The organism is Pseudomonas sp. WS 5503 (assembly GCF_012985385.1).
Classification (GTDB): Bacteria; Pseudomonadota; Gammaproteobacteria; order Pseudomonadales; family Pseudomonadaceae; genus Aquipseudomonas; species Aquipseudomonas paracarnis.
On sequence record NZ_JAAQWI010000012.1, the window covers coordinates 35,568 to 59,059 of the forward strand.

Sequence of the window (23,492 nt, forward strand, 5' to 3'; positions counted from 1 at the left end):
TGCAACTGGTTTGCATTAACGGCCGCGCATGCTTGCGATCACAGGACTAGGTTCGACGTGAAAAAACTTGCCCCCCACAACAATAAAATTTCCCGCTGGGCGCCCTTGGCCCTGGCCGTTGCCATCAGTACCGCACAGGCTGCCGAGGGTATCCACATTCGTGCGCAATCCCTCGGCGCAGCCTTGAGCCAATTGGGCCAGCAGACCTCGCTGCAAGTGTTCTTCAGCCCCGATATGGTTGCTGGCAAGCAAGCTCCTGCGGTCGATGGCAATCTCTCGCCCGAACAAGCCCTGCGGCAATTACTGCAAGGCAGTGGCCTGGATTACCAGATTGACGCCGGCTCCGTGACCTTGCGTCCGGTGAGCCGCGGCACCGGTGAAGCGGGCTCACCGCTGGAACTGGGGGTCACCGATATCAAGGTGGTGGGCGACTGGCTTGCCGACGCCGATGCCGAAGTGGTGCAGAACCATCCCGGCGCACGCACCGTCATTCGACGCGAAGCCATGGTAGAGCAGGGCGCGATGAACATCGGTGACGTCCTGCGCCGCGTGCCTGGCGTGCAAGTGCAGGAATCCAACGGCACCGGTGGCAGTGATATTTCCCTCAACGTCGGCGTACGCGGCCTGACCTCGCGCCTGTCACCGCGCTCCACCGTGCTGATTGACGGCGTACCGGCTGCGTTCGCTCCTTACGGCCAGCCACAGCTGTCGATGGCGCCGATTTCTGCCGGTAACCTGGAAAGTATCGACGTTGTCCGCGGTGCGGGTTCGGTGCGTTATGGGCCACAGAACGTCGGCGGCGTGATCAACTTCGTGACCCGTGCGATCCCGCAAGACTTCTCCGGTGAAGTCGGCACCACCCTGCAAACGTCTGCCCACGGTGGCTGGAAGCATGTAGAGAATGCCTTTATCGGTGGCACGGCCGACAACGGTATCGGCGCCGCGCTGCTGTACTCCGGGGTCAACGGTAACGGTTACCGCAACAGCAACAACGGCAACGACATCGATGATGTGATCTTCAAAACCCACTGGGCGCCGACCGATCAAGACGATTTCTCGCTGAACTTCCACTATTACGATGCCAGCGCCGATATGCCCGGCGGCCTGACCCAGAAGCAGTTCGATGCCAACCCGTACCAATCGGTGCGTGACTGGGACAACTTCAGCGGGCGCCGCAAGGACGTGTCGTTCAAGTACATCCGCCAGATCGACGACCGCACCCAGGCCGAAGTGCTGACTTACTATTCCGACAGTTTCCGTGGCAGCAACATTGCCAACCGCGATCTCAAGACCCTCAGCTCCTACCCGCGCACCTACTACACCTTCGGCATCGAGCCGCGTGTGTCCCATGTGTTTGACCTGGGGCCCAGTACCCAGGAAGTCAGTGTGGGGTATCGCTACCTCAAAGAAGGCATGCACGAGGAGGCCACCAGCCTGAACCTGGTCAACAACGTACCGACGCCGGGCGGGCAGAGCGACGGTCACGTGTATCAGGACCGCACGGGGGGCACTGAAGCCAACGCCTTCTATATCGATAACAAAATCGATATTGGCAAATGGACCATCACCCCGGGCATTCGCTTTGAAGATATCCGTACCGAATGGCATGACCGCCCGGTCGTTGCCCTGAACGGCAAGCGTACCGAGGAAAAACGCCGCGAGGTCCACAACAACGAACCGCTGCCGGCGCTGAGCGTGATGTACCACGTGTCTGACGCCTGGAAACTGTTCGCCAACTACGAAACCTCCTTCGGCAGCCTGCAGTATTTCCAACTCGGCCAGGGCGGTACCGGCGACCAGACGGCCAACGGCCTGAACCCGGAAAAGGCCAAGACCTACGAGGTCGGTACGCGCTACAACGACAGCGTCTGGGGCGGCGAAGTGACGCTGTTCTACATCGACTTCTCGGATGAACTGCAATACGTCAGCAATGACGTGGGCTGGACCAACCTCGGCGCCACCAAGCACAGCGGCATCGAAGCATCCGCCCATTACGACCTGTCCAACCTCGACCCGCGCCTCGACGGCCTGACCGCCAACGCGGGCTTCACCTACACCAAGGCCACCTCCGAAGGTGATGTGCCGTTCAAGGGCCGTGACCTGCCACTGTATTCCCGCCAAGTGGCGACCCTGGGCCTGCGTTACGACGTCAACCACTGGACCCACAACCTGGACGTCTATGCCCAGTCCGGCCAGCGTGCGCCCGGCACCGGCACCACCTATATCACCCAAGGCTCTGCTGATGGCCAATACGGTGATATCCCCGGGTATGTCTCGGTCAACCTGCGCAGCGGCTACGACTTTGGCGCGCAACTGTCGAACCTGAAACTGGGCGTGGGCGTGAAGAATGTCTTCGACCAGCAGCATTACACACGCTCTAGCGACAACAATGCAGGGTTGTACCTGGGTGAGCCTCGCACGTTCTTCCTACAGGCAAGCGTAGGGTTTTGAGCTTTAGCCGATGAAGAAAAATCGCGATCTCAAAGGTCGCGATTTTTTTTTGGCCCGGGCCAGGGGCACCGCCCATTCATCGCGAGAAGATCGCCGCTGTCCAAGCTGTTTCCTACACCTTGATCACATATTGTTGCTGGATCAGGAACTGATTCCGACGCAAAACCACACATGGGAAAGCTGGTGGGCTTCGACATTGCGTTGGAGCGACAAGCTGAAAATCGCCCACTGTCATGGAGAAACTTATGTCGGTATCGATGTTGGATACACCCGTCTCTGCTTCAGCAACGTCTGACCTTCCACCGGCCAAGGTCGACATTAAAGTCGCTAACGAGGCTGCGGCTGCGCGTTCTTTCAATGGCCAGAATGTTGCCCATGTTAATTTCCAATCCAGGGAGAACAAGGACGGGCCGGTATTTGGTAGTCCTCAGGCGCCGACCACCGCGGCTGACGCGCATGGGCGTCACCACAGCCCGCAGGGGGCGCAGAGTTTGCTGAGCCAATTCAAGCAGTGGGTCGGTCATTGCTTCAGCGGACATCGGCCGCCCACGCATCCTGGTTGTGAACATCGGCCGCCAAGGCCGAACCCAGGTTGCAGCAACCCGCCCCCCAGACCGAATCCTATTGAGAGCAATCCTCCACCACGACCGGACCCCACCGCAGGTCGACCGTATCCGCCCGCCCCCGGCAGGCCGGATCCGCAGTACGCGTTGAAGAACCGCGAAGAGTTGGCCCAACAACTGCTCGACAACTTCAATGCCTTCAGAGACCCGAAGAAGCCTGGCTACGTCAGCGTTGACAGCATTCTTGCGATGGCGAAAAGAGGGTGGTCGCCTAATCCCGTCATGAACGAGAACATCCGCCTGGCCAATGAGCTGCTACGACGTCCGGAACTGATGGCAGCGATGGATAGGCACAGTTCCACCGGCGCCCTGGATGGTCTTATCGACCGGCAAAAACTGAATATGGTGATCAAAGGAGAGAACTACTTCAAGTACAAGACTGACAAGGAACTGGCCGGTGAGCTGCTTGATCATTTCGACGAGTTGAAGAAAAGGAGCGGGGGCTCAAGCCTGAAAATCAGCGAACTGAAAGAGTGGGCGCGCAAGCCGCTCACTGGCGATGCAGCCAAGGATCATCTGATTCAGTTATCCCAGGAAATACTCACGCGCAGTGACGTGCTCGAAAAAATGGATAACCACCTCAGTAAAGACGGCGATGGGAAGATCAGCCGTAGAGGGCTGTACTCGTTGTCCCGCTGACCGCTCTTGCGGCGCCACCTTTTTGAGGTGGCGCCAGTTTTATATGTTTCAAGGAACGAATTATTCCCGGTTGCCACATAGGTGGTACCTGCGGTAGTGATTTGGCATGCCGTTTTTTCAGCTTTCGAATGAGGGAAAACATATGACTTCAACCTCGTTTAATTCCCCCAAACCTGGCCCTCTCGAGCTTTTGCGCAACACCCAGCAAGCGAGTCTGGCAATGCCAGAGGAGTGCGCAGCGTCGCAAAGTCTTCCCTTTGAGTCGACCGAATATGAGGCCGAGGCGCGGCGCATGAAGGCGTATGCCGGCGAGCGCAAATTCCAGGCGCCCGTTTCGGATGATTTTTCCCGGGGCCTGCTGGCGGAGTTGCAGACGCCGGGGGCCGGTGGCGATTCATTGAAAGACACCGGCTTGATCAACAGCCTGGCAGGCTGGTGGCGTAGGCGAAAGCTGGATGAGGGTGGTTGACCACGGTTTTACATATTGTCATTGGTATTAGCCTTTTACTCGGAACTGTCGAGCCCATCCAACCACACATGAGGTACCTGCCTGAGGAGAGTCTATTCGTTGATTTTGCCCATCACGGCACAGACCACCCAGCGGATATGCATCTGAAAAGAGTTGGAGAAAACCCATGACAATTAAGGGTGCAGTACCTTCCGGCCGGCCGCTTCCTCCCGACAGGCTGGCCGCACAATCAACCACTCCACCACCGGTCTGCCAATCTGAAACCTGGTATGAAGCCCCATCCGCGCCCTCGGCTGGAGGCTCGCACAAACCCTTTCTCTTGCGTGGGACCTTATCCGCTCTGCGCTATCGAGACTTGCAGAACTCCCCTGTTGAGCGGGCCAGGGGTTCCCTGCCAAGTGCAACTACAAAGGATAGCCAGTTGGCAAAGGCCTTGGAAAAATCCTTCGGCGCGGTGCACCCGTTTCTGAATGACGGGCGCTTGACTTGGACGTCCTTGAAGCGGATCGCTGCTCAACCGACGGGTGAAAACGAGGTGTTGGACAACGCGATCCAGGTCGTCAGAGAAATTCTCAAACGCCCTCGGCTAAGCGACGCTATCTTCAGCCGTGATGGCGATATCACACGTGACAGCCTCAGTGCGGCTGCCCAGACCTTGCAGGGCAACAGCTCTCCAAGTGTTTTCAGCCAGGATCCGTTTCATGCCCAAAGCAATGCACAGGTGGTGCAAGCGCTGCAAAGCCAGTTTGCGCACCTGCGAGACGAGACCATGGATCGAACCTATCTCTTTGAAACGCATCAGTACGTTGAAATAGCCAAGCTTCGGTCGGTTATGCAAGACCCGTATGAGGTAGATCAACACGGCGCGCCTGTGCTGGATACGTCTACAGGCATGCCCAGGTCCCAATACAGCGAGCTCAGTGTCTACACAGCGAAGAATATTCTTGACCGTCCGGGTTTGCTGTCGTCATTACAGCGAGCCAATGGCACACGACTGTTTGGCCCGCCTCATAAGGACGGTTGGCTCAGCAACAAAAGCCTCGAACGTTGGCGGGAGCAGGACGATGCTCGCAAAGCGCGTTGAAGCTTGGACTCATACCTTGAGGATTTTTCCACTGATGGCTACTGCCGCCAGCAATACCGCGATCAGGATGAACGCAGTACTCAAGCTGCTGCCATGGGCGATAAAGCCAATCATGGCGGGGCCGGCGAGAATCCCGGCGTAGCCCAATGTGGTGATGGCAGGCACTGCGATATGCTCTGGCATCACCGTTTGCTTACCCACGGCGGTATACAGTACCGGTACGATATTCGAACACCCTGCACCCACCAGCGCGTAGCCGAGCAGCGCCGTTTCCCACGTTGGCAATAGGGTCGCGAGGAGCAAGCCGGCACAGGCCAGCGCGCCACCGATCACGATTACGCGAGTGGGCCCCAGGCGTCGAACAATGGCATCGCCGGTCAGGCGTCCAGCAGTCATGGTCAAGGCAAATGCCGCGTACCCCAGGCCGGCGTAAGCCTCATCGAGGCCGCGCTCGGCGCTGAGGAACACAGCACTCCAATCCAGCACGGCACCTTCAGCCAGGAATACGATGAAACACAGGCAACCGATAAACAACACCACGCCATGGGGCACTGCAAATGCCGGTCCCGAGCTTTTGCTGCCATAAGGCAACAAATGCGGTGCTGCTTTTAACAGCGCCGCCACCGTGATAACGACGACCACCAGGGTCGCCTGCAATGGCGACAGGCCCAGCCCCAGCAACCCCGCAACCCCCGCTGCGCCGACAATGCCCCCCAGGCTGAACAACCCGTGAAAGCCCGACATCATGGTTTTGCCACTGGCGCGCTCAACGATCACCGCTTGCAGGTTGACGGTGGAGTCCACGGTGCCCAGGCCCGCGCCAAACAGGAATAACCCCGCGATCAACAGCGGGATCGAACTGACAGTGGCCAGCATCGGCAGGGCCAGGCAGATCATCAGCGTCCCTGCGGTGAGCACGCGTCGGCAGCCAAAGCGAGATGCCAGCACGCCCGCAGCGGGCATCGCGATGATCGACCCCACCCCCAGGCACAACAACAGCAGGCCAAGGGTGCCTTCATTCAGATTTGCACGCGCCTTGGCGTACGGCACCAAAGGTGCCCAGGCGGCGATACCGAAACCTGCGATAAAAAAAGCGATGCGGGTCGACATCTGCTCCAGCCGCCCGGGAACCACGGGGGCAGGGGTGGGAATGGCAGTCATGAAAAATCCTTGGTTTGGCGTTCAACGAACGATGTCCGGCGCGACATCCTTGCACATCAGGCCCTCTCGAGCGAGCTGGGTTCCTTTTGTTATCAGGATTAAAAGCGCAGATTGCGAGCATTTTTTTTACAAAAAATGGAACGCTTTGGCGTGGGGTAACCACGTAGGAATGGTCGAACCTGTAGGAGGTGGTCCGGAAGGTGTGTACTCCCTGCAGGAGTGGCTGAACCCCAGGTTCTTGCAGTGGCTTACTGCCTTTGCGCCCACCTCCCACAGATCGACCGTTCTGTAATACGCTGCTGTCCCGATGGTCGATAAGTGAGCGGACGAACCGATGAAAAATCTCTTGCTGGCGTGGTCATGACTCGGTTCTACGATGCACGCGGAAATATCTATGGGGTGGTCAGCCCGGCCCATTTGCGCGGTCTGGGTATCGATGTGCCCGACAACGCCCGCTTGGCTGCAAGCACGCGCAAGATGTGGGCCGCGTCGGCCATTGCGTCCGAATGTGGCTGGGGTGCATTACCACCACCGACCGGTGCAAAGGCGTATCGCTGTGATGGTTTGTTAGTCGGGCCATTTCAAGCACGGCCACCGTTTGATCTGCTGATCATCAATACCGACAGTTCTCTCGCCGAACGCAGTGGTAATGGCCTGACCATTTTTGCCCAGGCGTTAACCGACCAGGGGTTAATGGTGCACGGTAGCGAGTTGCGGGTGTATCACGATAAGCCGGATGCGGTATCGCCCGTGATCACCTATGTCGAGCCGGCGAAGCATGAACAGGTGCCAGGCTTCTGGCTGGCGTTGGGCAGGCCCGAGTTTGGCCCCTTGGCGGTGGGGGCGGTCGGTGTGAGCCCTGTGGTCGCGGCACATCATGAATTCAGCCGCGTGGCGGCATTGGCGTCGATCAATGCGCAATGGGGAAACAGCCAATTTGTCCGGATAGGCAACCCTCATTGTGTGACGCTGGTTGAGCATGTGTCGGCGTTGCCGGTTAATGACACGATGCACCAGTTGGCACTTTTCAATCGGTTGAAGGCCATCGCTTTTGCACCGCCGGCAGGGTGCGGGCAACTCTGTGTTGGCGGGGTCAACCTGCAATGGGTTGCTCGAGACGCTGGCAATCGAGTCATCGCGCGCGTATTTGAGCGAGGAGAGGGGCCTACGGCGTCTTCGGGGACCAGCGCCAGCGCAGTAGCATGCGCGGCATGGCGCGCGGGTTGGATTGAGGGTGACGACGTAACGGTGGTGATGCCGGGTGGCACGGCGCCAGTGCGATTGCAGACCGAGTCTGGAAATGTGCTGAGTGTGAGTCTTTTCGGGAGGGCGCGACTAATTATGTAGATCTCGGAACAGCAGGTGCCTTGAATTAGTGTCAGTCGTTTCCTTAAAGCTTAGTTGTAAATAGACAAGCAACAGTCCGCGTTTTCTGTTTGTTATGGAAAGTATTAATATTTTGTAAAAAGACACTTCCATCCTCGTTGTACGAAACTTCTTTTTTATTCGGTGCGGGCCGAAAATCGCCTGAAATCGCTAAGCTTGAGCATGTTCAGGTGCTTTTTTTCCAATCCAGTTGGCGTTGGCGAAAGAGAGTCGTTCAATCGAAAAGTTGATGGCGGGTAACAAAGGATGGTTAACAAGTTTCTTTCGTCATGTTTCAAATTGATCCTTTCAGAAAATACAGATCTTCAGGTAGTAGCGTTCAAAGGCAGCGAAGCCCTCGATCAACCTTACTTCATACAGGTGCAGTTAGTCAGCGAAGATCCTTCTCTTGACCTGGAGGCATTGCTTCATAAACCCGCCTATCTGGACTTCGGGGAAGCAGGGCAGGGCCTGCATGGGTACGTCTACGCCATCGGTCGGGACGATCCCGGTGCGCGACTCACCCGTTATCACATCACGCTGGCTCCACGCCTGGCATCCCTTGCCCATCGTTGCGACCAGCGGATTTTCCAGCAGCGCAGCGTACCGCAGATCATTGCGACGGTCCTCGAACACCACGGCATCCTCTCTGACGCCTATGCCTTTGAACTCGGGCCGGTGGTGTATCCGCCACGCGCGTTTTGCGTGCAGTACAGGGAGTCCGACCTGCATTTTATCCAGCGGCTGTGTGAAGAGGAGGGCATCCACTATCACTTTCGTCACAGCGTGGACAATCATCTGCTGGTGTTCGGTGATGACCAGACAGTATTTCGACGGTTGCCGGTGCAGCGGTATTGCTCGTCGCCTGATCCGGTGCTCCAGAGCCGTGTTGTACAGCGCTTCGACCTGCGATTGGAGACGCGCAGCCGGCGCACTGTACGCCGTGACTATGACTTCGAGCACCCTTCATTTCGCCTGCAAAAAGAGGCCGGTGCCGTGCAGGCGCAAACTTTGGAAGACTATGCCTACCCTGCCGGTTTTAAGGGGCATGCGCGCGGCGCGCAGCTGGCGCGACGCGGCCTGGAGCGTCACCAGCGTGATCGCCACAGGGTGTTGGGCAAGAGCGATCAGCCGGCATTGTGCAGTGGTCACTTCCTTGAGCTATGTGATCACCCCGACCCACTCTGCAACGATTTATGGCTGCTGACTTCGGTGCGTCATGAGGGTTACCAGCCGCAGGTGTTGGAGGAGTCGATAGTTGAGTCCAGTGGATTCCAGGGCTATCGCAACCGATTCACCGCGACACCCTGGCGTGCAGTGCATCGACCGGCCCTCAAGCATCCCAGGCCGACGATCAGTGGCAGCCAGACCGCGACGGTAACCGGGCCTGCGGGCGAGGACGTGCATTGCGATGCCTATGGTCGGGTGAGGGTGCGCTTTCATTGGGATCGTGTGGACAACCGCGAGGGGGCGAGCAGTTGCTGGCTGCGCGTGGCGTCCGGTTGGGCGGGGGACGGGTTTGGTGCCATGGTGATTCCACGGGTAGGCATGGAAGTGCTGGTGAGCTTTCTGGAGGGCGACCCGGACCACCCTCTCGTCACGGGCTGCCTGCCCAATGCATCACACCTGCCAGCCTATCCCTTGCCGCAGCACAAGACACGCAGCGTGCTGCGTAGCCGCAGTTCACCGGATGGCGGAGGGGCTAACGAGCTGCACGTTGAAGATCGACGCGGCGAAGAGCTCATCTACCTGCACGCCCAGCGTGACTTGGAACAACGGGTGGGTCATGACAGTCGCCTGGAGGTAGAGGGCGATAGCCTGACTCGCGTTGGCCAGAGCCTGGTGTTCGAAGCTGGGCAGCGGGTTCACCTCAAGGCGGGTGCCAGCCTGGTCATTGAGGCCGGTGCGCAACTGAGCTTGATGGCTGGCGGGGAACACTTGGTGATGCAAGCGGGCAGTATCTCAAGCAGCAGGCCCCTTACCCAGGCCGGTTCGTCGGTCGCAAACAGTTCGGCGAGCCCGGCTTTGTTCGCTGGCGCGCAGTTGTCGGCAGTGCAAAGCGTCGTCATGGACTTGGCCAGGCAACTTGACGCGGACTTTTGCCCCCTGTGCGAGCGCTGTCGCGAAGGCCTGTGCGATATCACGCAGAGGGCGGCTTGATGGACAGCTTGCCCCGTCGTTGGATGGCCCAACAGCTGCAGAACGGGCACCGATTGTGCCTGATAGTGGAAGGTGGCCACGAGGCTCGCCAGCCTCTATTGGCAGGTTGCGCCCCGTCGCACTATTGCAATCTCTATAGCGATACCGCCGCGGCGGAGCTGGCGAGTTCTGGCCCGATCATCCTCTTGCTTGAGCAGATCAATGAACCCGCCCTGGCTGATCTGTTGCAACACCCCGAGTCAAACTGGGGGTGGCTCGCGAGCTTGTCGGCTACCGACTTGGCGGATGTGGCGCGCCATTGGCGCGAAAGGCTCCTGATAGGGGCAGAGGGCCAGCAGGCGCTTTACCGCATTCACGACAACCGCACCTTGGCCCGCGCCTTGGCCCATCTGGCCAAAGAGCATTGGCCGGTCTACCTCGGGCCGCTGATCAGTGTGTGCTATTGGCACGAAGGCCGTTGGTGCCATAACGAAAACCCTGCACCGGGCGATTACCCAGCGCCTCGGCTCCCGCCTTGGCTCGATACACCCAACCCCCAGGCCGAAGCCATCCTGAACGCCAATATCCTGCGTTACCTGTTGGCGGAACACAGTGAAGACCTGGCGGCATTGGTCGAATTCCAAGACCCAAGGATTTGGCTGGCCCAGGTACTGGCGCAGGCGCGCGCTTGGCAATGGCGGGAGCCGGAGAAGCTCGAATTTCTGGTGGTGCGTCGTTTGGCAGAGGCGACCCGAAGCAGTGTTATCCATTGGCAGCCGAGGGCCGGCGAGGCGCCAGGGGAGCATTTTGAACGAGTGGTGGAGCAGTGGCACAGGGAGGTAGGGAAAGGTGAATAGGTGGATAGGGTGGGTGTTGCTGGTTATTGCGGCTGCGTGGCTTTCGGGGTGTACGGGGAGGACGGTGGAGCGTTTTACATTGGAGGTGGATTTGCCGGCGCAATTTGAACTTAAAACGGCTGCCAACTACCGGCCCGCAACGGGTGAGACCTGCACCTTGCCTCGGCGGCGAGGCAAAAGACCTGAGCGGAAAGTCTTTTTTACAGACTACAAGCCTGTGGCGAGCAGTGTGAGTTATGAGTTGCCACTGACTGAAACGGTAGAAGGATGTCCGTTGGTCCTGCGCAGTGTGGAATTTGACTTCTATGCGAAGTGGGGGACACGGAGTACGGATGTGGGCGGGAATTTCGGGAGTATTTCCATTCGAGACCGTTTGGAGGCCGACCTGCCTGGGATGCCCGAGTCGGGTGTGCAGGAAATACTTGGGCAATGTAAGTGGCACTTTCGGACGGTAGGGCCTTTGCATGCGATTAGAAAACTCCTGATCTGCAATTCATTGGATTCGATGGGCAAGTTGCAAGAGTCGCGGGTAGGGGGCGTTGTACAAAGAGATCAACTGCCGGGAAAAAAACTCAAGGTTGTGTTGAATTTGACTGATGAGGAACGACCCGCCTTTGACGATAATTGGATAAATGTTCCAGGTGGATGGAAGCGATGTAGGGGTAAGAACTTTGCCGATCGGGACGCTTATTGCAACGGCAATACCACCGACTTTAAACCGATAAAAATGCCGGATGGTCGCATTTGTAATATTTATCCATCGTGTGAGTAATAAGGAGTAGGCCATGTATTTGGACGCAAGGAAGCGACCCTTTTTCAGTGACAGCACGCCAGCTTGTTCATTGCGAGGGCAGTGGGTGAGTTTTTGCTTGGTCGATGAAACTGGAGTTGGGGCGACGTACGGCGGCCTGTCGTATACGGTCCGCGACAGCGCTGGACGAGAGTACAAAGGTAGATTGAACGAGGAAGGATTCGCCAAGCTAAAAGACATTTACAGCGGTCCTGTGGTCCTCGTTTTTGACGATTTGTATTCAGGAACCGAGCAGCCATATCGTCGGTTAATGATGCGGCCGACTTATCAGCTACCTATCACCGAGCTTCAATTTCGTGCTGAGCAAACCAGATTTGCTTCGGTCGATGGACGTCGTATTGAAGCCAATCCCGCTCAACATCAACCCAACAGATTTTATCAAGTCGAAGTTAGAGATTTAGTTCGTCATGTTGCCCATTTGCCTCCGACAACGCCTCGAGTCCACTCTCCCAAGCGCCATGCACTGAAAATGTTGGCTGATCTGGGCTTCGGCCCGCCTCAGCCTTCATTGGTGGGTATCGTACTGTTCCCCAACAAGCACACCGTTCTGGAAGTGCGACCACTACGGGCCTTACGCCCCATCTTATCCACCGAAGACGGCTTCTGCGCCCTTAACCTATACCAACTGGCATTGTTTGCTGCGTTGAGTTACTGCGATTTTGGACAGGCCCCCGCCGAAAAGCCATTAGACGAAGTCCGGTTTCCGTTGGATCCGAGCGTTGGAAATTTATTCGCTGAACAGCTTTCGGTGTATCACGAAGCCTGGCGAATTGATCCGAAGCAATCACACCGTTTTTACCCGATCTACGAAGATATTCCTTACTCCCAGCGTTTCGAAATCCTGCCGTTCGATCCCGTGTTGTATCCCCAAAATCGCCCGGAACGAAACGAAGAGCAGGAGCATCCCGCACGTTTGCACTTTTTCGATGATGAAAAATTCGGTACTGACACCCAGGCCTTCATCACCCACCACGATGAAGTCATCCTGATCTCTGTGCGAGGAACGGTCAGCCGTGCCGACGCATTACGTGACGCCGACGCCCATCAGGTGGCCTTCGAAGGCGGTGTTGGAAAAGCCCACGATGGTTTTTACCAGGCCTATCGGGCGCTGCGTAATTTCGTATTGCAATATCTTGATCAGTTTCACACCGGCCAGCGCATCGTAATGTGCGGCCACAGCCTCGGCGGCGCCATAGCACTGCTGTTGGCAGAAGGACTGCGCCGAACCCCAGACGCCCATTACAACATCCTGCTCTACACCTACGGCGCCCCCCGCGCCGCCGACTCTGAATTCACCGCCGGTGCCTCTTCTCTGGTCCACCACCGCATCGTCAACCACAACGACCCTGTCCCCAGCGTCCCGGCGCCCTGGATGAATACCACCGCCAAGCTCTGGATTCCCGGGGCCATCACGCTATTCAGCAACCCTTTACCCGGTGGCCTGTTGTTCGCCGCAGGGCTGGTGCGCGTGGGCGGCAACCCCTATCGGCATCATGGCGAGCAATATCATTTCATGCCGATCACGCTCCCGGATGGCAGCCATTCTTCGGTGTTATGGAAACCTGGCTGTGAATCCCTCCAAGAAGCGGGTTGCAACCGCGCATTGCAACTGCAGGGCGACATGCCCGACCGCGATAATGTGCTGAGGCAGCTGTTTCAAGCCGACCAGCACTTCATGACCACCAGCTACATCCCCGCGGCGTGGGCGACATTGCGCCGCTGGCAACAAACCCTGGAGAGTGAGGGCTCGTTGGTGACCCAGAGGGAATTCGAGCTGCTCGACCGGGCCTTTGAAGACATGCGCGAGCAACTACGGACCAAGCGGCGTGAACTTGCTCTGCGGCGCCCTGCCAATGATCGTAGCCATGAACCTACTGATGCCTTGAACGCAGAGATCGACCGTTTGCACACCAGCCGCGAGCGCTTGGCAAGCCTGCGATGGCGTCGCCTGCAAGCCCGCGATGTCTACGGCAACCATGCCTCTTCTGCACATCTGCAAGCGAGCCTCAAGCGTTGGTTCCGCCATCGCGAGAATCGTGAGCCGGCCCAATTCACCAGCGTCCCGCCGCCTTCCCACGATGAACAGGTACGGGTGCAAACGTTGGACATCGACTCAGTCGTCTAACCCACGCGGTTACATAAACTCTACCTGTGCCGGTTGCCGTTTCATCAGTACCTTGCCGTTGCGAATCGAGTACAACGGCAGGCCCTGGCTACGTATGACTTCGTAGTCGCTGTCGGCCGACAGGATCAGCAGGTTGGCCGGGCGACCTGCTTGCAACCCATAACGATCGCCCAGGGCCATGGCTTTGGCACTGTTGTCGGTGACCAGGTCCAGGGCGTTTTGCAAATTGCGGTAACCGAGCATATGGCAGATGTGCAGACCGGCCTCCAGTACTCGCAGAATGTTGCCGTTACCCAGCGGGTACCAGGGATCGACGATGGAGTCCTGGCCGAAACACACGTTCATGCCGGCCTCAAGCAGTTCGTTCACACGGGTGACACCGCGGCGTTTCGGGAAGTTGTCGAAGCGGCCTTGCAGGTGGATGCTTTCGGTGGGGCACGAGACAAAGCTGATGCCGGAGTGTCCTAGCAGGCGAAACAGCTTGGCGCAGTAAGCATTGTCGTAGGAACCCATGGCGGTGGTATGGCTGGCGGTCACGCGGGCACCCATGTCGCGGCTGCGGGCTTCTTCCGCGAGGACTTCGAGAAAGCGTGAATGGGGGTCGTCGGTTTCGTCACAGTGCACGTCCACCAGGCAGCCAGTACGTTCGGCCAGATCCATGAGGAACTTCACCGAACTCACGCCTTGGTCGCGGGTGTATTCGAAGTGGGGGATGCCACCGATCACATCGGCACCCAGGCGAATGGCTTCTTCCATCAACTCACGACCATTGCGGAAGGACTCGATGCCTTCCTGGGGAAAGGCGACGATTTGCAGGTCGATCAGGTGCGTGCTCTCTTCACGTACCTCCAGCAGGGCCTTGAGTGCGGTGAGGTCCGGGTCGGTGACGTCGACATGGGTGCGCACATGCTGGATGCCATGGGCGGCGAGGGCCTGAATGGTTTTTTTGGCCCGGGCCTTGGTGTCTTCCAGAGTAATGGTGGCCTTGCGTTCGCCCCAGCACTCGATGCCTTCAAACAGCGTACCGCTCATGTTCCAGCGCGGCTCGCCGGCGGTGAGGGTGGCGTCGAGGTGGATGTGGGGCTCGACAAAGGGCGGTATGACCAGGTTGCCGGCGGCGTCCAAGTCGCCGGCCATCAGTGTGGGCGCTCCGGTTTGCGCAGTGATGCTGGCGATCCGGCCATTTTCCAGGTGCAGATCATGCAGGCCTTCACGGTTGCGCAGGCGGGCATTGATGATGTGCATGGGCAAGTTCCTCTTGGCTAAAAACAATCAGGCAGACAGCCGCCAGATCCTCAGGGCGATACCGATGTCCAGGCGGTCATGGCGCGTAGTATGGCGCTGAGCAGCACATAGGTCAGCGATGCGGCAAAAATTCCCACCAACGGTGCGACCCACGGCGAGTTGAACGCGACCACGGTGCCCACCCCATACGCGATCAGACCTGGCCAATTGAATGCCGGTAAGTGAGCCTCTGCCAAGCGCGGATATTGGCCGCGATAGCGATAGAAGAAGTCCGCCATGATCACGCCTCCTATCGGCGGGATGACCGTGCCCAGCAGGATCAGGTACGGCACCAACAGGTCGTACATGCCGAACAAGGCGAGCAGGGTGCCGATCACCGCGCCGGCCAGGGTCACGCTCTTGCGCCGTTGGGTGCGCAGCAGGTTACAGCCGGCGACGGCGAAGTTGTAGATGGTGTTGTCCTGGGTGCTCCAGATATTAAGCAGCAGCATGGCCATCGCCGCTGTGGCGAAACCTTGCAGCAGCAAGACCTCCACCACATCCGGTTGCTGATAGACGATGGCGCCATAGGCCCCGATCAGCACCATCAAACCATTGCCGACAAAAAAGCCGATCAGGCTGGCCAGCACCGCAACCTTGGCCGAGCGCGAAAACCGCGTCCAGTTGGTGGCCTGGGTTGCCCCGCTGACAAAGGTCCCGAACACCAGGGTGATGGCGGTGGACAAGTCCAGCTCAGCGCTGGGCACCACCGCCAGCAGCCCCTCCAGCCCGCCGACCTTTACGGTGGCGACCCACATCGACAGCAGCAACAGGAGCCCCATGGCCGGCACCGCGATGTAGGACAGGATTTCCAAGCCGCGATACCCCACGTAGGCGGTGGCGCAGAACAGTAAGCCAAATACCACCATCAGCCCCAGCACACTGCCCTGGCTCAATTGGAAATACTTGCCCAATACCACCGCAGCCGTGGCCGTGCCCCAGGCATACCAGCCGATCTGGGTAAAACCGAGGACCAAGTCACTGAGCTTGCTGCCCACTTCGCCAAAGCAGAAACGCCCCATCAACACCGAGTTCAAGCCGCTCTTGAACGCGATGTAACCCAAGCCTGCGGCGTAGATACCCAACAACAGGTTACCCAGGGCCACGACGCCGAGCATGTCGATGAAGCTGAACGCCACCCCCAGCTTGCCGCCGGCGAACATGGTCGCGGTAAAAAAGGTGAACCCCAGCAACACCATGGCCGTAGAGGCCAGACCCTTGCGCGCGTGCAAGGGGACTTCGCTGAGAGGGTAGTCGTTGCCGGGGTCTTGTTGCGTCATGGGGGCTGCTCCCTGAGTGGTGACCCAGGTCGTGTGCATCCTGCGTGCCAATGCAGGTGCAGGCAGGTATGCGCTGACGGAGTAAGCCCTTTATAAGGCCGTCTCCTCCCAATCAGCGCAAAAGCAGTGCAGCGGTGAGCCAAACTGGCTCAGTCGATCGGCGTCTGTGCGGGTTTTCCTAATGGATCAGCCCGCCGCTTCGAAAAAAACACCTACAGTTGGCAATGCCAGCCAATTAAGAGCTAGAGCGAACAAACAGTGACCTGTGGCGAGGGAGCTTGCTCCCGTTGGGCTGCGTAGCAGTCCCATCTTTTGGGGCCGCTTCGCGACCCAGCGGGAGCAAGCTCCCTCGCCACAGTGACATTCCCCGCAGGTGGTCTTTTCAACACTCGATCACTTACTCGCCGCGATAAATGCACCCACTGGTGCAGGTCTCGTGGATACGGATCGCACTGAGTTCCGGCAACAAGGGTTTCAGTTCATTCCAGATCCACTTGGCCAGCACTTCGCTGGTGGGGTTTTCAAGGCCGGGAATGTCGTTGAGGTAGTTGTGGTCGAGGCGTTCATAGAGCGGCTTGAAAATCGCCTTGATCTCCGAGAAGTCGCGAATCCAGCCGGTATGGGGATCCAGGTCGCCGCTCAGGTGGATGGCCACCTTGAACGAATGCCCATGCAGGCGCCCGCATTTGTGGCCTTCCGGTACGTGGGGCAGGCGGTGGGCGGATTCGAATGTAAATTCCTTGAAGATTTCCACAGTGTTTTCAGCTCGGTCAGGTGTCTGGCAGGCGGCGAGTTTAACAGCTTGATCAACCTCTGCGCATACCGCCCCTCATGTTGTAGGAGCAAGCTTGCTCGCGAAAAACCCAAGGGCGCCGCGTTAGTCCAGGCACCCTGCGTTATCGTTGACGACCTTCGCGAGCAAGCTCGCTCCTACACTTAAAGGGCGAGCAAACGGTCGCCGAGCTTGCCGTTATCCGCCAATGCCAAAAACTCATCCCCCAGCCGTTGGCTCTCGCTCATGGCAGTTTGCCAATATTTGTTACGGCCAGGGTCATCGCCCATAAAGCGCTTGAAGTCGCTACGGTCTGGCAGCTTGCCGTGGGGCAGGCGGGCCAGGTAGTCCCTGGACGGCGCCAGCAGTAATACATCCTGCAAGCCTTGCTGGTTGCTGCGTCGCCATGGCAGGCCCTTGTCGAACCAGCCGGGGATGACCCGGTCGGTAAAGTGCGGGTACAGCACGATGTCATCGCCGTGGTAGGGCAGGTCGAGGTGGTAGTCCAGCAGGCCGCCGTCGCGGTAGGTGCCGGCCCCGGCCCCAGGCAGGTCGCGTACGCCTTGCATGACCATGGGGATCGAGCCGGACGCGAGCAACGCCTGGCGCAGGTTACCCACGTCCAGGGTGAGGAAGCGCGAGGGGAAATCCTTCAGGGGGTGTACAGGGGGCGCTTGGCGCGGGTCGTGGATGATCAGCCGCTCGAAATGCCGCGACAGCCGTGCGCGGCCCCGCAGGTTATCGGCAATCACCGACGACAGGCCCAGCCCCAGCCGCCCACGGTGGTCATCGGCGAGCAAGCCGTGGCTCTTTACCACCATGATGTTCAGCCGATAGTCGGGGTTGTCCAGCACCCGCGCATCGCGCCCGGCCAGCAGGTCGTCGAGCATGCGTTGGCAGCTCTGACTGACTTGGGCCATGGTCACGCCTTTGGCAAAGCGCTGCTCGTTGTACAGCCGGCCCAGGTCGAGCAAACCTTGCACCGGATCGGGCAGGCAGGCGCTGGCAAACCGCCAGGAGCCAATGGACGCGCCGATCAGCGCACGCTCGCGCGGCGCACGGGGCAACCAATAACCGAACAGCGCCAGGTCGAGCCCTTGGATACCCAGGGCCTTGGGGCCGCCAGCCGCCCCGGGGAGGATACCGACGTCGGCAGGCGCAAGGCCCTGCTCGCGAATGCGGGTGATGGCGCGTTTACCGGCCTTGAGTGTCAAGGCCGGGAACTTGATATGGATGGCTGTCATACCGGTCTCTGTTGAGGCGAGCGGGGCAGTATAGGAAATCTCGCAGGCAGTGGGAAAAATGGCTTGACTGGAATTGCCATGGTGGCAATTCAGTTTCAGTTAAGTTGCAGCGCGTACCGTGGCCGGCGTAGGAAAACATCATGTAACGGAGACTTATCATGAAGCGCCTCACTGCCCTGGGCGCCGCCGCTATCATCCTCGTTACGGCGACCCCGGCCGCCGCCGTGGACCCCGACAAGCCACTGATCGTGCCGGCCACTGTTACAATTGTCGCTTTCGATCAACTGGAAGCTACGGCCCTGGCCCTTCACCCTGGTTCGACGCTGCTGGACACCGATTTGGATGAGGAATACGGCAAGTACGTCTATGAAGTCGAGCTACGAGATGCAGACGGCATTGAATGGGACGTTGAATTGAACGCGCTCACCGGGCAGGTTCTCAAGAATCATCAGGATACGTAATGAAGGTAAATTTACGCGTCGGCAGTCGCGTGGCGCTGGTGCTCATGGTGTTCTGTTCCAGCCTGGCGGCCCGCGACCTCAACCAGGACGAAGCCCTGGCCCTGCGCCAACAAGGCGTCATCCTGCCATTGGAACAGCTGTTGCAGCAGGCCATGGCGCGATACCCCGGCTCACGGCTGCTGGAAGCCGAACTGGAAAAGAAACACGGGCAATACGCCTATGAAGTGGAACTGGTGACCACCGAGGGCGTGGTGCGCGAGATCAAGCTGGATGCCACCAATGGCGACCTGATCAAAGATGAGGAAGACTGATGCGCCTGCTCCTGGTGGAAGACAACGTGCCCCTGGCCGACGAACTGATGGCCGGCCTGCAGCGCCAGGGCTACGCGGTCGACTGGCTGGCCGATGGCCGCGACGCCGTGTATCAGGGACGCAGCGAGCCGTATGACTTGATCATCCTCGACCTTGGCTTGCCCGGTTTACCCGGGCTTGAAGTGCTGGCGCAATGGCGCGCCGCCTCGTTGGCCATACCAGTGCTGATCCTCACGGCCCGCGATTCCTGGGCCGAGCGTATCGAAGGGCTCAAGGCCGGCGCCGATGATTACCTGAGCAAACCCTTTCACCCTGAAGAGCTGTACCTGCGCATCCAGTCGCTGCTGCGCCGCTCCCACGGCCAGACGAACCAGCCCACCCTGCAAGCTGCCGGTCTGCATTTGGATGAAGGGCGCCAGTGCGTGCTACGCGACGGCGCCGAGATCCAATTGACGGCTGCCGAGTTTCGCTTGTTGCGCTATTTCATGCTGCATCCCGAACAGATCCTGTCCAAAAGCCACCTGGCCGAACACTTGTATGACGGCGAGACCGAGCGCGACTCTAATGTGCTGGAGGTGCACGTCAACCATCTAAGGCGCAAATTGGGCCGCAGCGTGATCGAGACCCGGCGTGGCCAGGGCTACCGTTTCGGCGCCACCCCGGCATGAGGTCGATCCAGCGGCGCTTGAGCCTGGGGTTGATCAGCGTGATGGTGATTGTCGGCGTGGTGCTGGCGCAAACCAGCCTGTGGTTGTTCGAGGCGGGTTTGCAACGCTACCTTGAAGCGGGCTTGCGCAACGACAGCGAAAATCTGCTGGTGGCGCTGGTGCGTGGGCCCAACGGCGTGCAGTTGGATGAGCAACGCCTGTCGCCGGCGTACCAGCGGCCGTTTTCCGGGCATTACTTTCGTATCGACTTTGCCGATGTGCATTGGCGCTCCCGTTCATTGTGGGACCAGGAACTGCCCCGGCTCCCGGTGGCGGGGCTCAAGGGCAACCTGCAACTGGGGCCCGAAGGCCAGCAACTGTTGGTGCTGCGCTCGGACTACAAGCGCTTCGGCCAATCGATTTCCATCAGCGTGGCCCAGGACTACACGCCCGTGCGCGAGAGCTTTCGCCTGATGCGCCAGGTCGGCCTGGTGATGGGGCTGGCGGCGCTGCTGTTGGTGCTGATCCTGCAACGGGTCACCGTGCGCCGTGCCCTGCGCCCCCTGGAGACCGCACGCAACCAGATCGCCCAACTGCAACAAGGCCAGCGCTCGCAACTCGACACCCAAGTGCCGCTTGAGCTGGAGTCCCTGGTGGCGCAGATCAACCACCTGTTGGCGCACACCGAAGACAGCCTCAAGCGCTCTCGCAACGCCCTCGGCAACCTGGGGCATGCGCTGAAAACCCCGCTGGCGGTGTTGTTGAGCGCGGCCTCCAGTGACGCGCTCAAGGATCATCCGCAACTGAGCCAGTTGCTGCGCGAGCAATTGGAGCAGGTGCAGCAGCGCCTCAACCGTGAACTCAACCGTGCGCGCCTGGCGGGCGATGCCTTGCCGGGCGCGTTGTTTGACTGTGAACAAGAGCTGCCCGGTTTACTGGCCACCCTGCGCATGATCCACGGCGAACACCTGGACCTCAGCTATCAGGTGGCGCCGGGCCTGCAACTGCCCTGGGACCGTGAAGACCTGCTGGAACTGCTGGGCAATCTGTTGGACAACGCCTGTAAATGGGCGGACGCCGAGGTACGCCTGAGCGTCAGCGAGACGCCCCAGGGCTATCGGCTGGCGGTGGAAGACGACGGCCCCGGCATTCCCGAGGCCCAGCGCGACCAAGTGTTCAGCCGTGGCGCACGCCTGGATGAGCAAAGGGTTGGCCATGGCCTGGGTTTGGGGATCGTGCGCGACATTGTCGAGGTGTGGGGTGGGGTGTTGCAACTGCAGGAGAGTGAGCTGGGTGGGCTCAAGGTATTGATCCAGTTGCCACGCCGCTGACACTGGCACACCGCTGCTCAAAATGTGGGAGCTGGCTTGCCTGCGATAGCATCGACTCGGTTTACCTGAAATACCGAGGTGTCTGCATCGCCTACTGTAGGAGCGAGCTTGCTCGCGAAAAACGTCAACGATAACGCGTGCTTGCTGAATGAACGCCGCGCCTGTGAGTTTTTCGCGAGCAAGCTCGCTCCTACAAAAAGCCCTTAACGGACTGGCATTGGGGCAAGCCCGACCCCCACAGAAAAGCCTAGCTACATTTAGACCCGAAACTGATCCATCAACCCCTGCTGCTGGTTCGCCAGGCTGTTCAACGCCTGGCTGACCCGCGCCGATTCATTGGCCTGCTCCGACAACGATTCGGTCACATCGCGAATGGTCGCCACGTTGCTGTTGATCTCTTCGGCCACGGCGCTTTGCTCTTCCGCGGCGCTGGCGATTTGCAGGTTCATGTCGCTGATCACCGTGACCGCATCGCCAATCTGGCGCAAGGCGGTGACGGCCTGGCCGACCTGTTCGACGCTGCCCTGGGCCTGGCGATAGCTGTTGCCCATGGAACCGACCACATCGCTGGTACCGGTTTGCAATTGTTCGATCACCAGGCGGGTTTCTTCCACCGATTCCTGGGTGCGCCGTGCCAGGTTGCGCACTTCGTCGGCGACCACGGCAAAACCGCGGCCGGCTTCACCGGCGCGAGCGGCTTCGATGGCGGCGTTGAGCGCCAACAGGTTGGTCTGCTCGGCGATGCCGCGAATCACTTCAAGCACCGAGCCGATCTGTTCGCTGTTGGCGGCCAAGCCTTCAACTTGGGTCATAGCGGTGCTCATGTCGGCGGCGAGCTCGCCAATGTTGGCGGTGGTGCGGTCGATAACCGTCAAGCCTTGGCGAGTCGCCTGGTCGGCATCTCGGGCGGCTTGGGCGGCCTGGGCGGCGCTGCGAGCCACATCCTGAGCGGTGGCGCTCATTTCGTGGGATGCGGTGGCCACCTGATCAACCTGACGGTACTGCTGCTCCATGCCGGCGCTGGTTTGCGTGGCAATAGCGGCGGACTGGTCGGCGGTGCCGCGAGCGTCCTGCACCGAGCGTTTGACCTCGGCAATGATCGGCTGCAGCTTGTCGAGGAAACGGTTGAACCAGCCGGCCAATTGACCCAGTTCGTCCTGTTTGGCATAGGCCAGGCGCCGGGTCAGGTCGCCTTCGCCGCTGGCGATATCCTCAAGCATGTGCGCCACGCCGAGGATTGGCCGGGTCACGCTGCGTGCCATCAGCCACACCAGGATCAAGCCGACCACGGCGGCCAGCAGGCCCAGGCCCAGTTCCAGCAGGGTGCCTTTGGCGTTGTCGGCGTCCAGCTGGTTTTTCAGCGCTTCGGCGGGGGCGACCAGGACTTTTTCCGGTACGTCCAGCAATACGCCCCACGCCTTACCGCCGGGAATCGGCGCAAAAGGCGCCAATACCTTGAGTTGGTGGTCGGTGCGCAGGCTGCGGGTCTGGGTACTGCTGGCCAAGGCACTGGTCAGCTGTGCGCCGCTGGCCGGGTCGACCTGCTCCAGGCGTTGGCTGAGTTTGCTGGCATCCGGGCTGTAGCCAGCCAATAAGCCAGTGGCGCTGAGGATGCTGACCTGGGTCTGGCCGTCGTACAGTTTCTGGCTGGCCTGTTGGCTGACCGCCTGCAGGCTGTTGAGGTTGATATCCACCGACAGCGAGGCGATGACTTTGCCATTGACCATCAGCGGGAACACGATGCTGGTCATCAGCACGTTCTGGCCGTCGATCACATAGAAGTAGGGCTCGATCACGCAGGGCTTGAGAGTCGTGCGCGGGCAGGTGAACCAGGCGTTGGCCTTTTCGCCGCTGGGGCCGATGGAGGTGTCGGCCATGTCGCTCTCGGGCAGCGCCATCGAGGTGATTTTCCCCGGTGTCGGTTGCGACCAGTACAGCGCGAAACGGCCTTTGTCATTGCTGCCCAGTTCCGCCTGATTGGCGAACAGTTCGTCCTTGCCGTCCAGCGCATTGGCTTCGAACACCAGGGACAGGCCGAGCAGGTCGGGGTTGGCCTGCAGGGCGGCCTTGACCTGGCGCGTCAGGTCTTCACGGGTGTCGAAGGCATCGAGAAAGCGCTTCTCGGCCTGCTCGCGCAAAAACAACACCTGGCGGGAAAAGCCATGGCCGTACTGGTAAGCATCCATGAACTGCTGGCGAATGCCCAGCGCTTGCACTTCGCCTTGGGCCTCGATGCGCGACTGGGCAGCTTCGTCGAGCATCTGCATGCTGGACGCCTTGACCTGCTGCGAGCTCTGCGCCATGCGATACAGCGACAGACCCACCAGCAGGGTCACGATCCCCAGCAGGCAGAGGCCCGCCAGCAGGGTGATTTTCCATTGAATGGAGAGCTGCCTGAGCGACATCGGGACATCCTTACCTGAAAGCACATAGAGACA

General features: G+C 59.5%; 19 protein-coding genes. 13 read left to right on the forward strand and 6 right to left on the reverse strand.

The genetic code is table 11. The features are described 5' to 3' along the window. Positions 1-57: 57 nt before the first annotated feature. The 4 genes from HBO10_RS26265 to HBO10_RS26280 all read left to right on the forward strand — a co-directional run bounded on the left by HBO10_RS26265 (position 58) and on the right by HBO10_RS26280 (position 5,266). Positions 58-2,451 (forward strand): TonB-dependent receptor, encoded by a 2,394-nt coding sequence (locus HBO10_RS26265; RefSeq protein WP_034125820.1) that lies wholly within the window; start codon positions 58-60, stop codon positions 2,449-2,451. 245 nt (positions 2,452-2,696) lie between these two features. After that, positions 2,697-3,713: a type III secretion effector protein gene (locus HBO10_RS26270; protein ID WP_169922159.1), complete on the forward strand. Its 1,017-nt coding sequence runs from the start codon at positions 2,697-2,699 to the stop codon at positions 3,711-3,713. A gap of 292 nt (positions 3,714-4,005) precedes the next feature. After that, positions 4,006-4,182, forward strand: a complete 177-nt coding sequence (locus tag HBO10_RS26275; protein WP_080757665.1) for a type III secretion effector protein — start codon at positions 4,006-4,008, stop codon at positions 4,180-4,182. A gap of 421 nt (positions 4,183-4,603) precedes the next feature. Beyond that, positions 4,604-5,266 carry a type III secretion effector protein gene (locus HBO10_RS26280; RefSeq protein ID WP_230633825.1) on the forward strand — a complete coding sequence of 221 codons (663 nt, stop codon included), beginning with the start codon at positions 4,604-4,606 and terminating at the stop codon, positions 5,264-5,266. Positions 5,267-5,275: 9 nt separating this feature from the next. Here the strand turns inward: HBO10_RS26280 and HBO10_RS26285 are convergent, their stop codons facing one another. Beyond that, entirely contained in the window at positions 5,276-6,427 is a 1,152-nt protein-coding gene (locus tag HBO10_RS26285; RefSeq protein WP_034125817.1) for an MFS transporter, read from the reverse strand. A 360-nt stretch (positions 6,428-6,787) separates the two neighbouring features. Between HBO10_RS26285 and HBO10_RS26290 the strand changes: the two genes are divergently transcribed. From HBO10_RS26290 to HBO10_RS26310, 5 genes are all read left to right on the forward strand, one after another. Next, a complete protein-coding gene (locus HBO10_RS26290; RefSeq protein WP_034125816.1) occupies positions 6,788-7,774 on the forward strand; it encodes a DeoR family transcriptional regulator in 987 nt (328 codons plus the stop codon). A 285-nt stretch (positions 7,775-8,059) separates the two neighbouring features. Continuing rightward, on the forward strand, positions 8,060-9,952 hold the full coding sequence (locus HBO10_RS26295; RefSeq protein ID WP_034125815.1) for a type VI secretion system tip protein VgrG: 1,893 nt from the start codon (positions 8,060-8,062) through the stop codon (positions 9,950-9,952). Beyond that, a complete protein-coding gene (locus HBO10_RS26300) occupies positions 9,952-10,788 on the forward strand; it encodes a DUF4123 domain-containing protein (RefSeq protein WP_034125814.1) in 837 nt (278 codons plus the stop codon). The genes HBO10_RS26295 and HBO10_RS26300 overlap by 1 nt, the downstream gene beginning before the upstream one ends. 13 nt (positions 10,789-10,801) lie before the next feature. Beyond that, on the forward strand, positions 10,802-11,560 hold the full coding sequence (locus HBO10_RS26305) for a hypothetical protein (RefSeq protein ID WP_034125813.1): 759 nt from the start codon (positions 10,802-10,804) through the stop codon (positions 11,558-11,560). Between the two features lie 13 nt (positions 11,561-11,573). Continuing rightward, the gene (locus HBO10_RS26310) at positions 11,574-13,724 is read left to right on the forward strand and encodes a lipase family protein (RefSeq protein ID WP_034125812.1); all 2,151 of its coding nucleotides are present in this window, start codon (positions 11,574-11,576) and stop codon (positions 13,722-13,724) included. A gap of 9 nt (positions 13,725-13,733) precedes the next feature. Here HBO10_RS26310 and codA read toward each other — a convergent pair whose 3' ends face one another. The 4 genes from codA to HBO10_RS26330 form a co-directional block, all read right to left on the reverse strand. Next, on the reverse strand, positions 13,734-14,969 hold the full coding sequence (gene codA / locus HBO10_RS26315; protein WP_034125811.1) for a cytosine deaminase: 1,236 nt from the start codon (positions 14,967-14,969) through the stop codon (positions 13,734-13,736). A gap of 50 nt (positions 14,970-15,019) precedes the next feature. Then, positions 15,020-16,288 (reverse strand): cytosine permease, encoded by a 1,269-nt coding sequence (codB, locus tag HBO10_RS26320; protein ID WP_034125810.1) that lies wholly within the window; start codon positions 16,286-16,288, stop codon positions 15,020-15,022. Positions 16,289-16,685: 397 nt separating this feature from the next. Continuing rightward, positions 16,686-17,042: a 6-carboxytetrahydropterin synthase QueD gene (gene queD, locus HBO10_RS26325; protein ID WP_003190259.1), complete on the reverse strand. Its 357-nt coding sequence runs from the start codon at positions 17,040-17,042 to the stop codon at positions 16,686-16,688. 182 nt (positions 17,043-17,224) lie between these two features. Next, positions 17,225-18,304, reverse strand: a complete 1,080-nt coding sequence (locus HBO10_RS26330; protein ID WP_034125809.1) for a hypothetical protein — start codon at positions 18,302-18,304, stop codon at positions 17,225-17,227. A gap of 158 nt (positions 18,305-18,462) precedes the next feature. Here HBO10_RS26330 and HBO10_RS26335 point away from each other — a divergent pair, with 158 nt between their 5' ends. From HBO10_RS26335 to HBO10_RS26350, 4 genes are read left to right on the forward strand one after another with little or no spacing between them, the layout of a single operon-like run. Continuing rightward, entirely contained in the window at positions 18,463-18,765 is a 303-nt protein-coding gene (locus tag HBO10_RS26335; protein WP_034125808.1) for a PepSY domain-containing protein, read from the forward strand. Further along, the gene (locus HBO10_RS26340) at positions 18,765-19,076 is read left to right on the forward strand and encodes a PepSY domain-containing protein (protein ID WP_003190266.1); all 312 of its coding nucleotides are present in this window, start codon (positions 18,765-18,767) and stop codon (positions 19,074-19,076) included. The genes HBO10_RS26335 and HBO10_RS26340 overlap by 1 nt, the downstream gene beginning before the upstream one ends. Then, positions 19,076-19,744 carry a response regulator transcription factor gene (locus tag HBO10_RS26345; protein ID WP_034125807.1) on the forward strand — a complete coding sequence of 223 codons (669 nt, stop codon included), beginning with the start codon at positions 19,076-19,078 and terminating at the stop codon, positions 19,742-19,744. The genes HBO10_RS26340 and HBO10_RS26345 overlap by 1 nt, the downstream gene beginning before the upstream one ends. Further along, the gene (locus HBO10_RS26350) at positions 19,741-21,054 is read left to right on the forward strand and encodes a sensor histidine kinase (protein WP_169922161.1); all 1,314 of its coding nucleotides are present in this window, start codon (positions 19,741-19,743) and stop codon (positions 21,052-21,054) included. Before HBO10_RS26345 ends, HBO10_RS26350 begins: the two co-directional genes overlap by 4 nt. Positions 21,055-21,311: 257 nt before the next feature. On the opposite strand, the gene HBO10_RS26355 is transcribed toward HBO10_RS26350, so the two are convergent. Then, positions 21,312-23,459, reverse strand: coding sequence for a methyl-accepting chemotaxis protein (locus HBO10_RS26355; protein ID WP_034125806.1), 2,148 nt, complete (start codon positions 23,457-23,459; stop codon positions 21,312-21,314). Positions 23,460-23,492: the final 33 nt, after the last annotated feature.

Bases quoted from the DNA above. Each gene is read 5' to 3' on its own strand.
- HBO10_RS26285 (WP_034125817.1), bottom strand. From the start codon at position 6,427: ATGACTGCCATTCCCACCCCTGCCCCCGTGGTTCCCGGGCGGCTGGAG.
- HBO10_RS26350 (WP_169922161.1), top strand. From the start codon at position 19,741: ATGAGGTCGATCCAGCGGCGCTTGAGCCTGGGGTTGATCAGCGTGATG.
- HBO10_RS26300 (WP_034125814.1), top strand. From the start codon at position 9,952: ATGGACAGCTTGCCCCGTCGTTGGATGGCCCAACAGCTGCAGAACGGG.
- HBO10_RS26330 (WP_034125809.1), bottom strand. From the start codon at position 18,304: ATGACAGCCATCCATATCAAGTTCCCGGCCTTGACACTCAAGGCCGGT.
- HBO10_RS26345 (WP_034125807.1), top strand. From the start codon at position 19,076: ATGCGCCTGCTCCTGGTGGAAGACAACGTGCCCCTGGCCGACGAACTG.
- HBO10_RS26295 (WP_034125815.1), top strand. From the start codon at position 8,060: ATGGTTAACAAGTTTCTTTCGTCATGTTTCAAATTGATCCTTTCAGAA.
- HBO10_RS26290 (WP_034125816.1), top strand. From the start codon at position 6,788: ATGACTCGGTTCTACGATGCACGCGGAAATATCTATGGGGTGGTCAGC.
- HBO10_RS26310 (WP_034125812.1), top strand. From the start codon at position 11,574: ATGTATTTGGACGCAAGGAAGCGACCCTTTTTCAGTGACAGCACGCCA.
- HBO10_RS26355 (WP_034125806.1), bottom strand. From the start codon at position 23,459: ATGTCGCTCAGGCAGCTCTCCATTCAATGGAAAATCACCCTGCTGGCG.
- HBO10_RS26335 (WP_034125808.1), top strand. From the start codon at position 18,463: ATGAAGCGCCTCACTGCCCTGGGCGCCGCCGCTATCATCCTCGTTACG.
- HBO10_RS26275 (WP_080757665.1), top strand. From the start codon at position 4,006: ATGAAGGCGTATGCCGGCGAGCGCAAATTCCAGGCGCCCGTTTCGGAT.
- HBO10_RS26340 (WP_003190266.1), top strand. From the start codon at position 18,765: ATGAAGGTAAATTTACGCGTCGGCAGTCGCGTGGCGCTGGTGCTCATG.
- codB (WP_034125810.1), bottom strand. From the start codon at position 16,288: ATGACGCAACAAGACCCCGGCAACGACTACCCTCTCAGCGAAGTCCCC.
- HBO10_RS26270 (WP_169922159.1), top strand. From the start codon at position 2,697: ATGTCGGTATCGATGTTGGATACACCCGTCTCTGCTTCAGCAACGTCT.
- codA (WP_034125811.1), bottom strand. From the start codon at position 14,969: ATGCACATCATCAATGCCCGCCTGCGCAACCGTGAAGGCCTGCATGAT.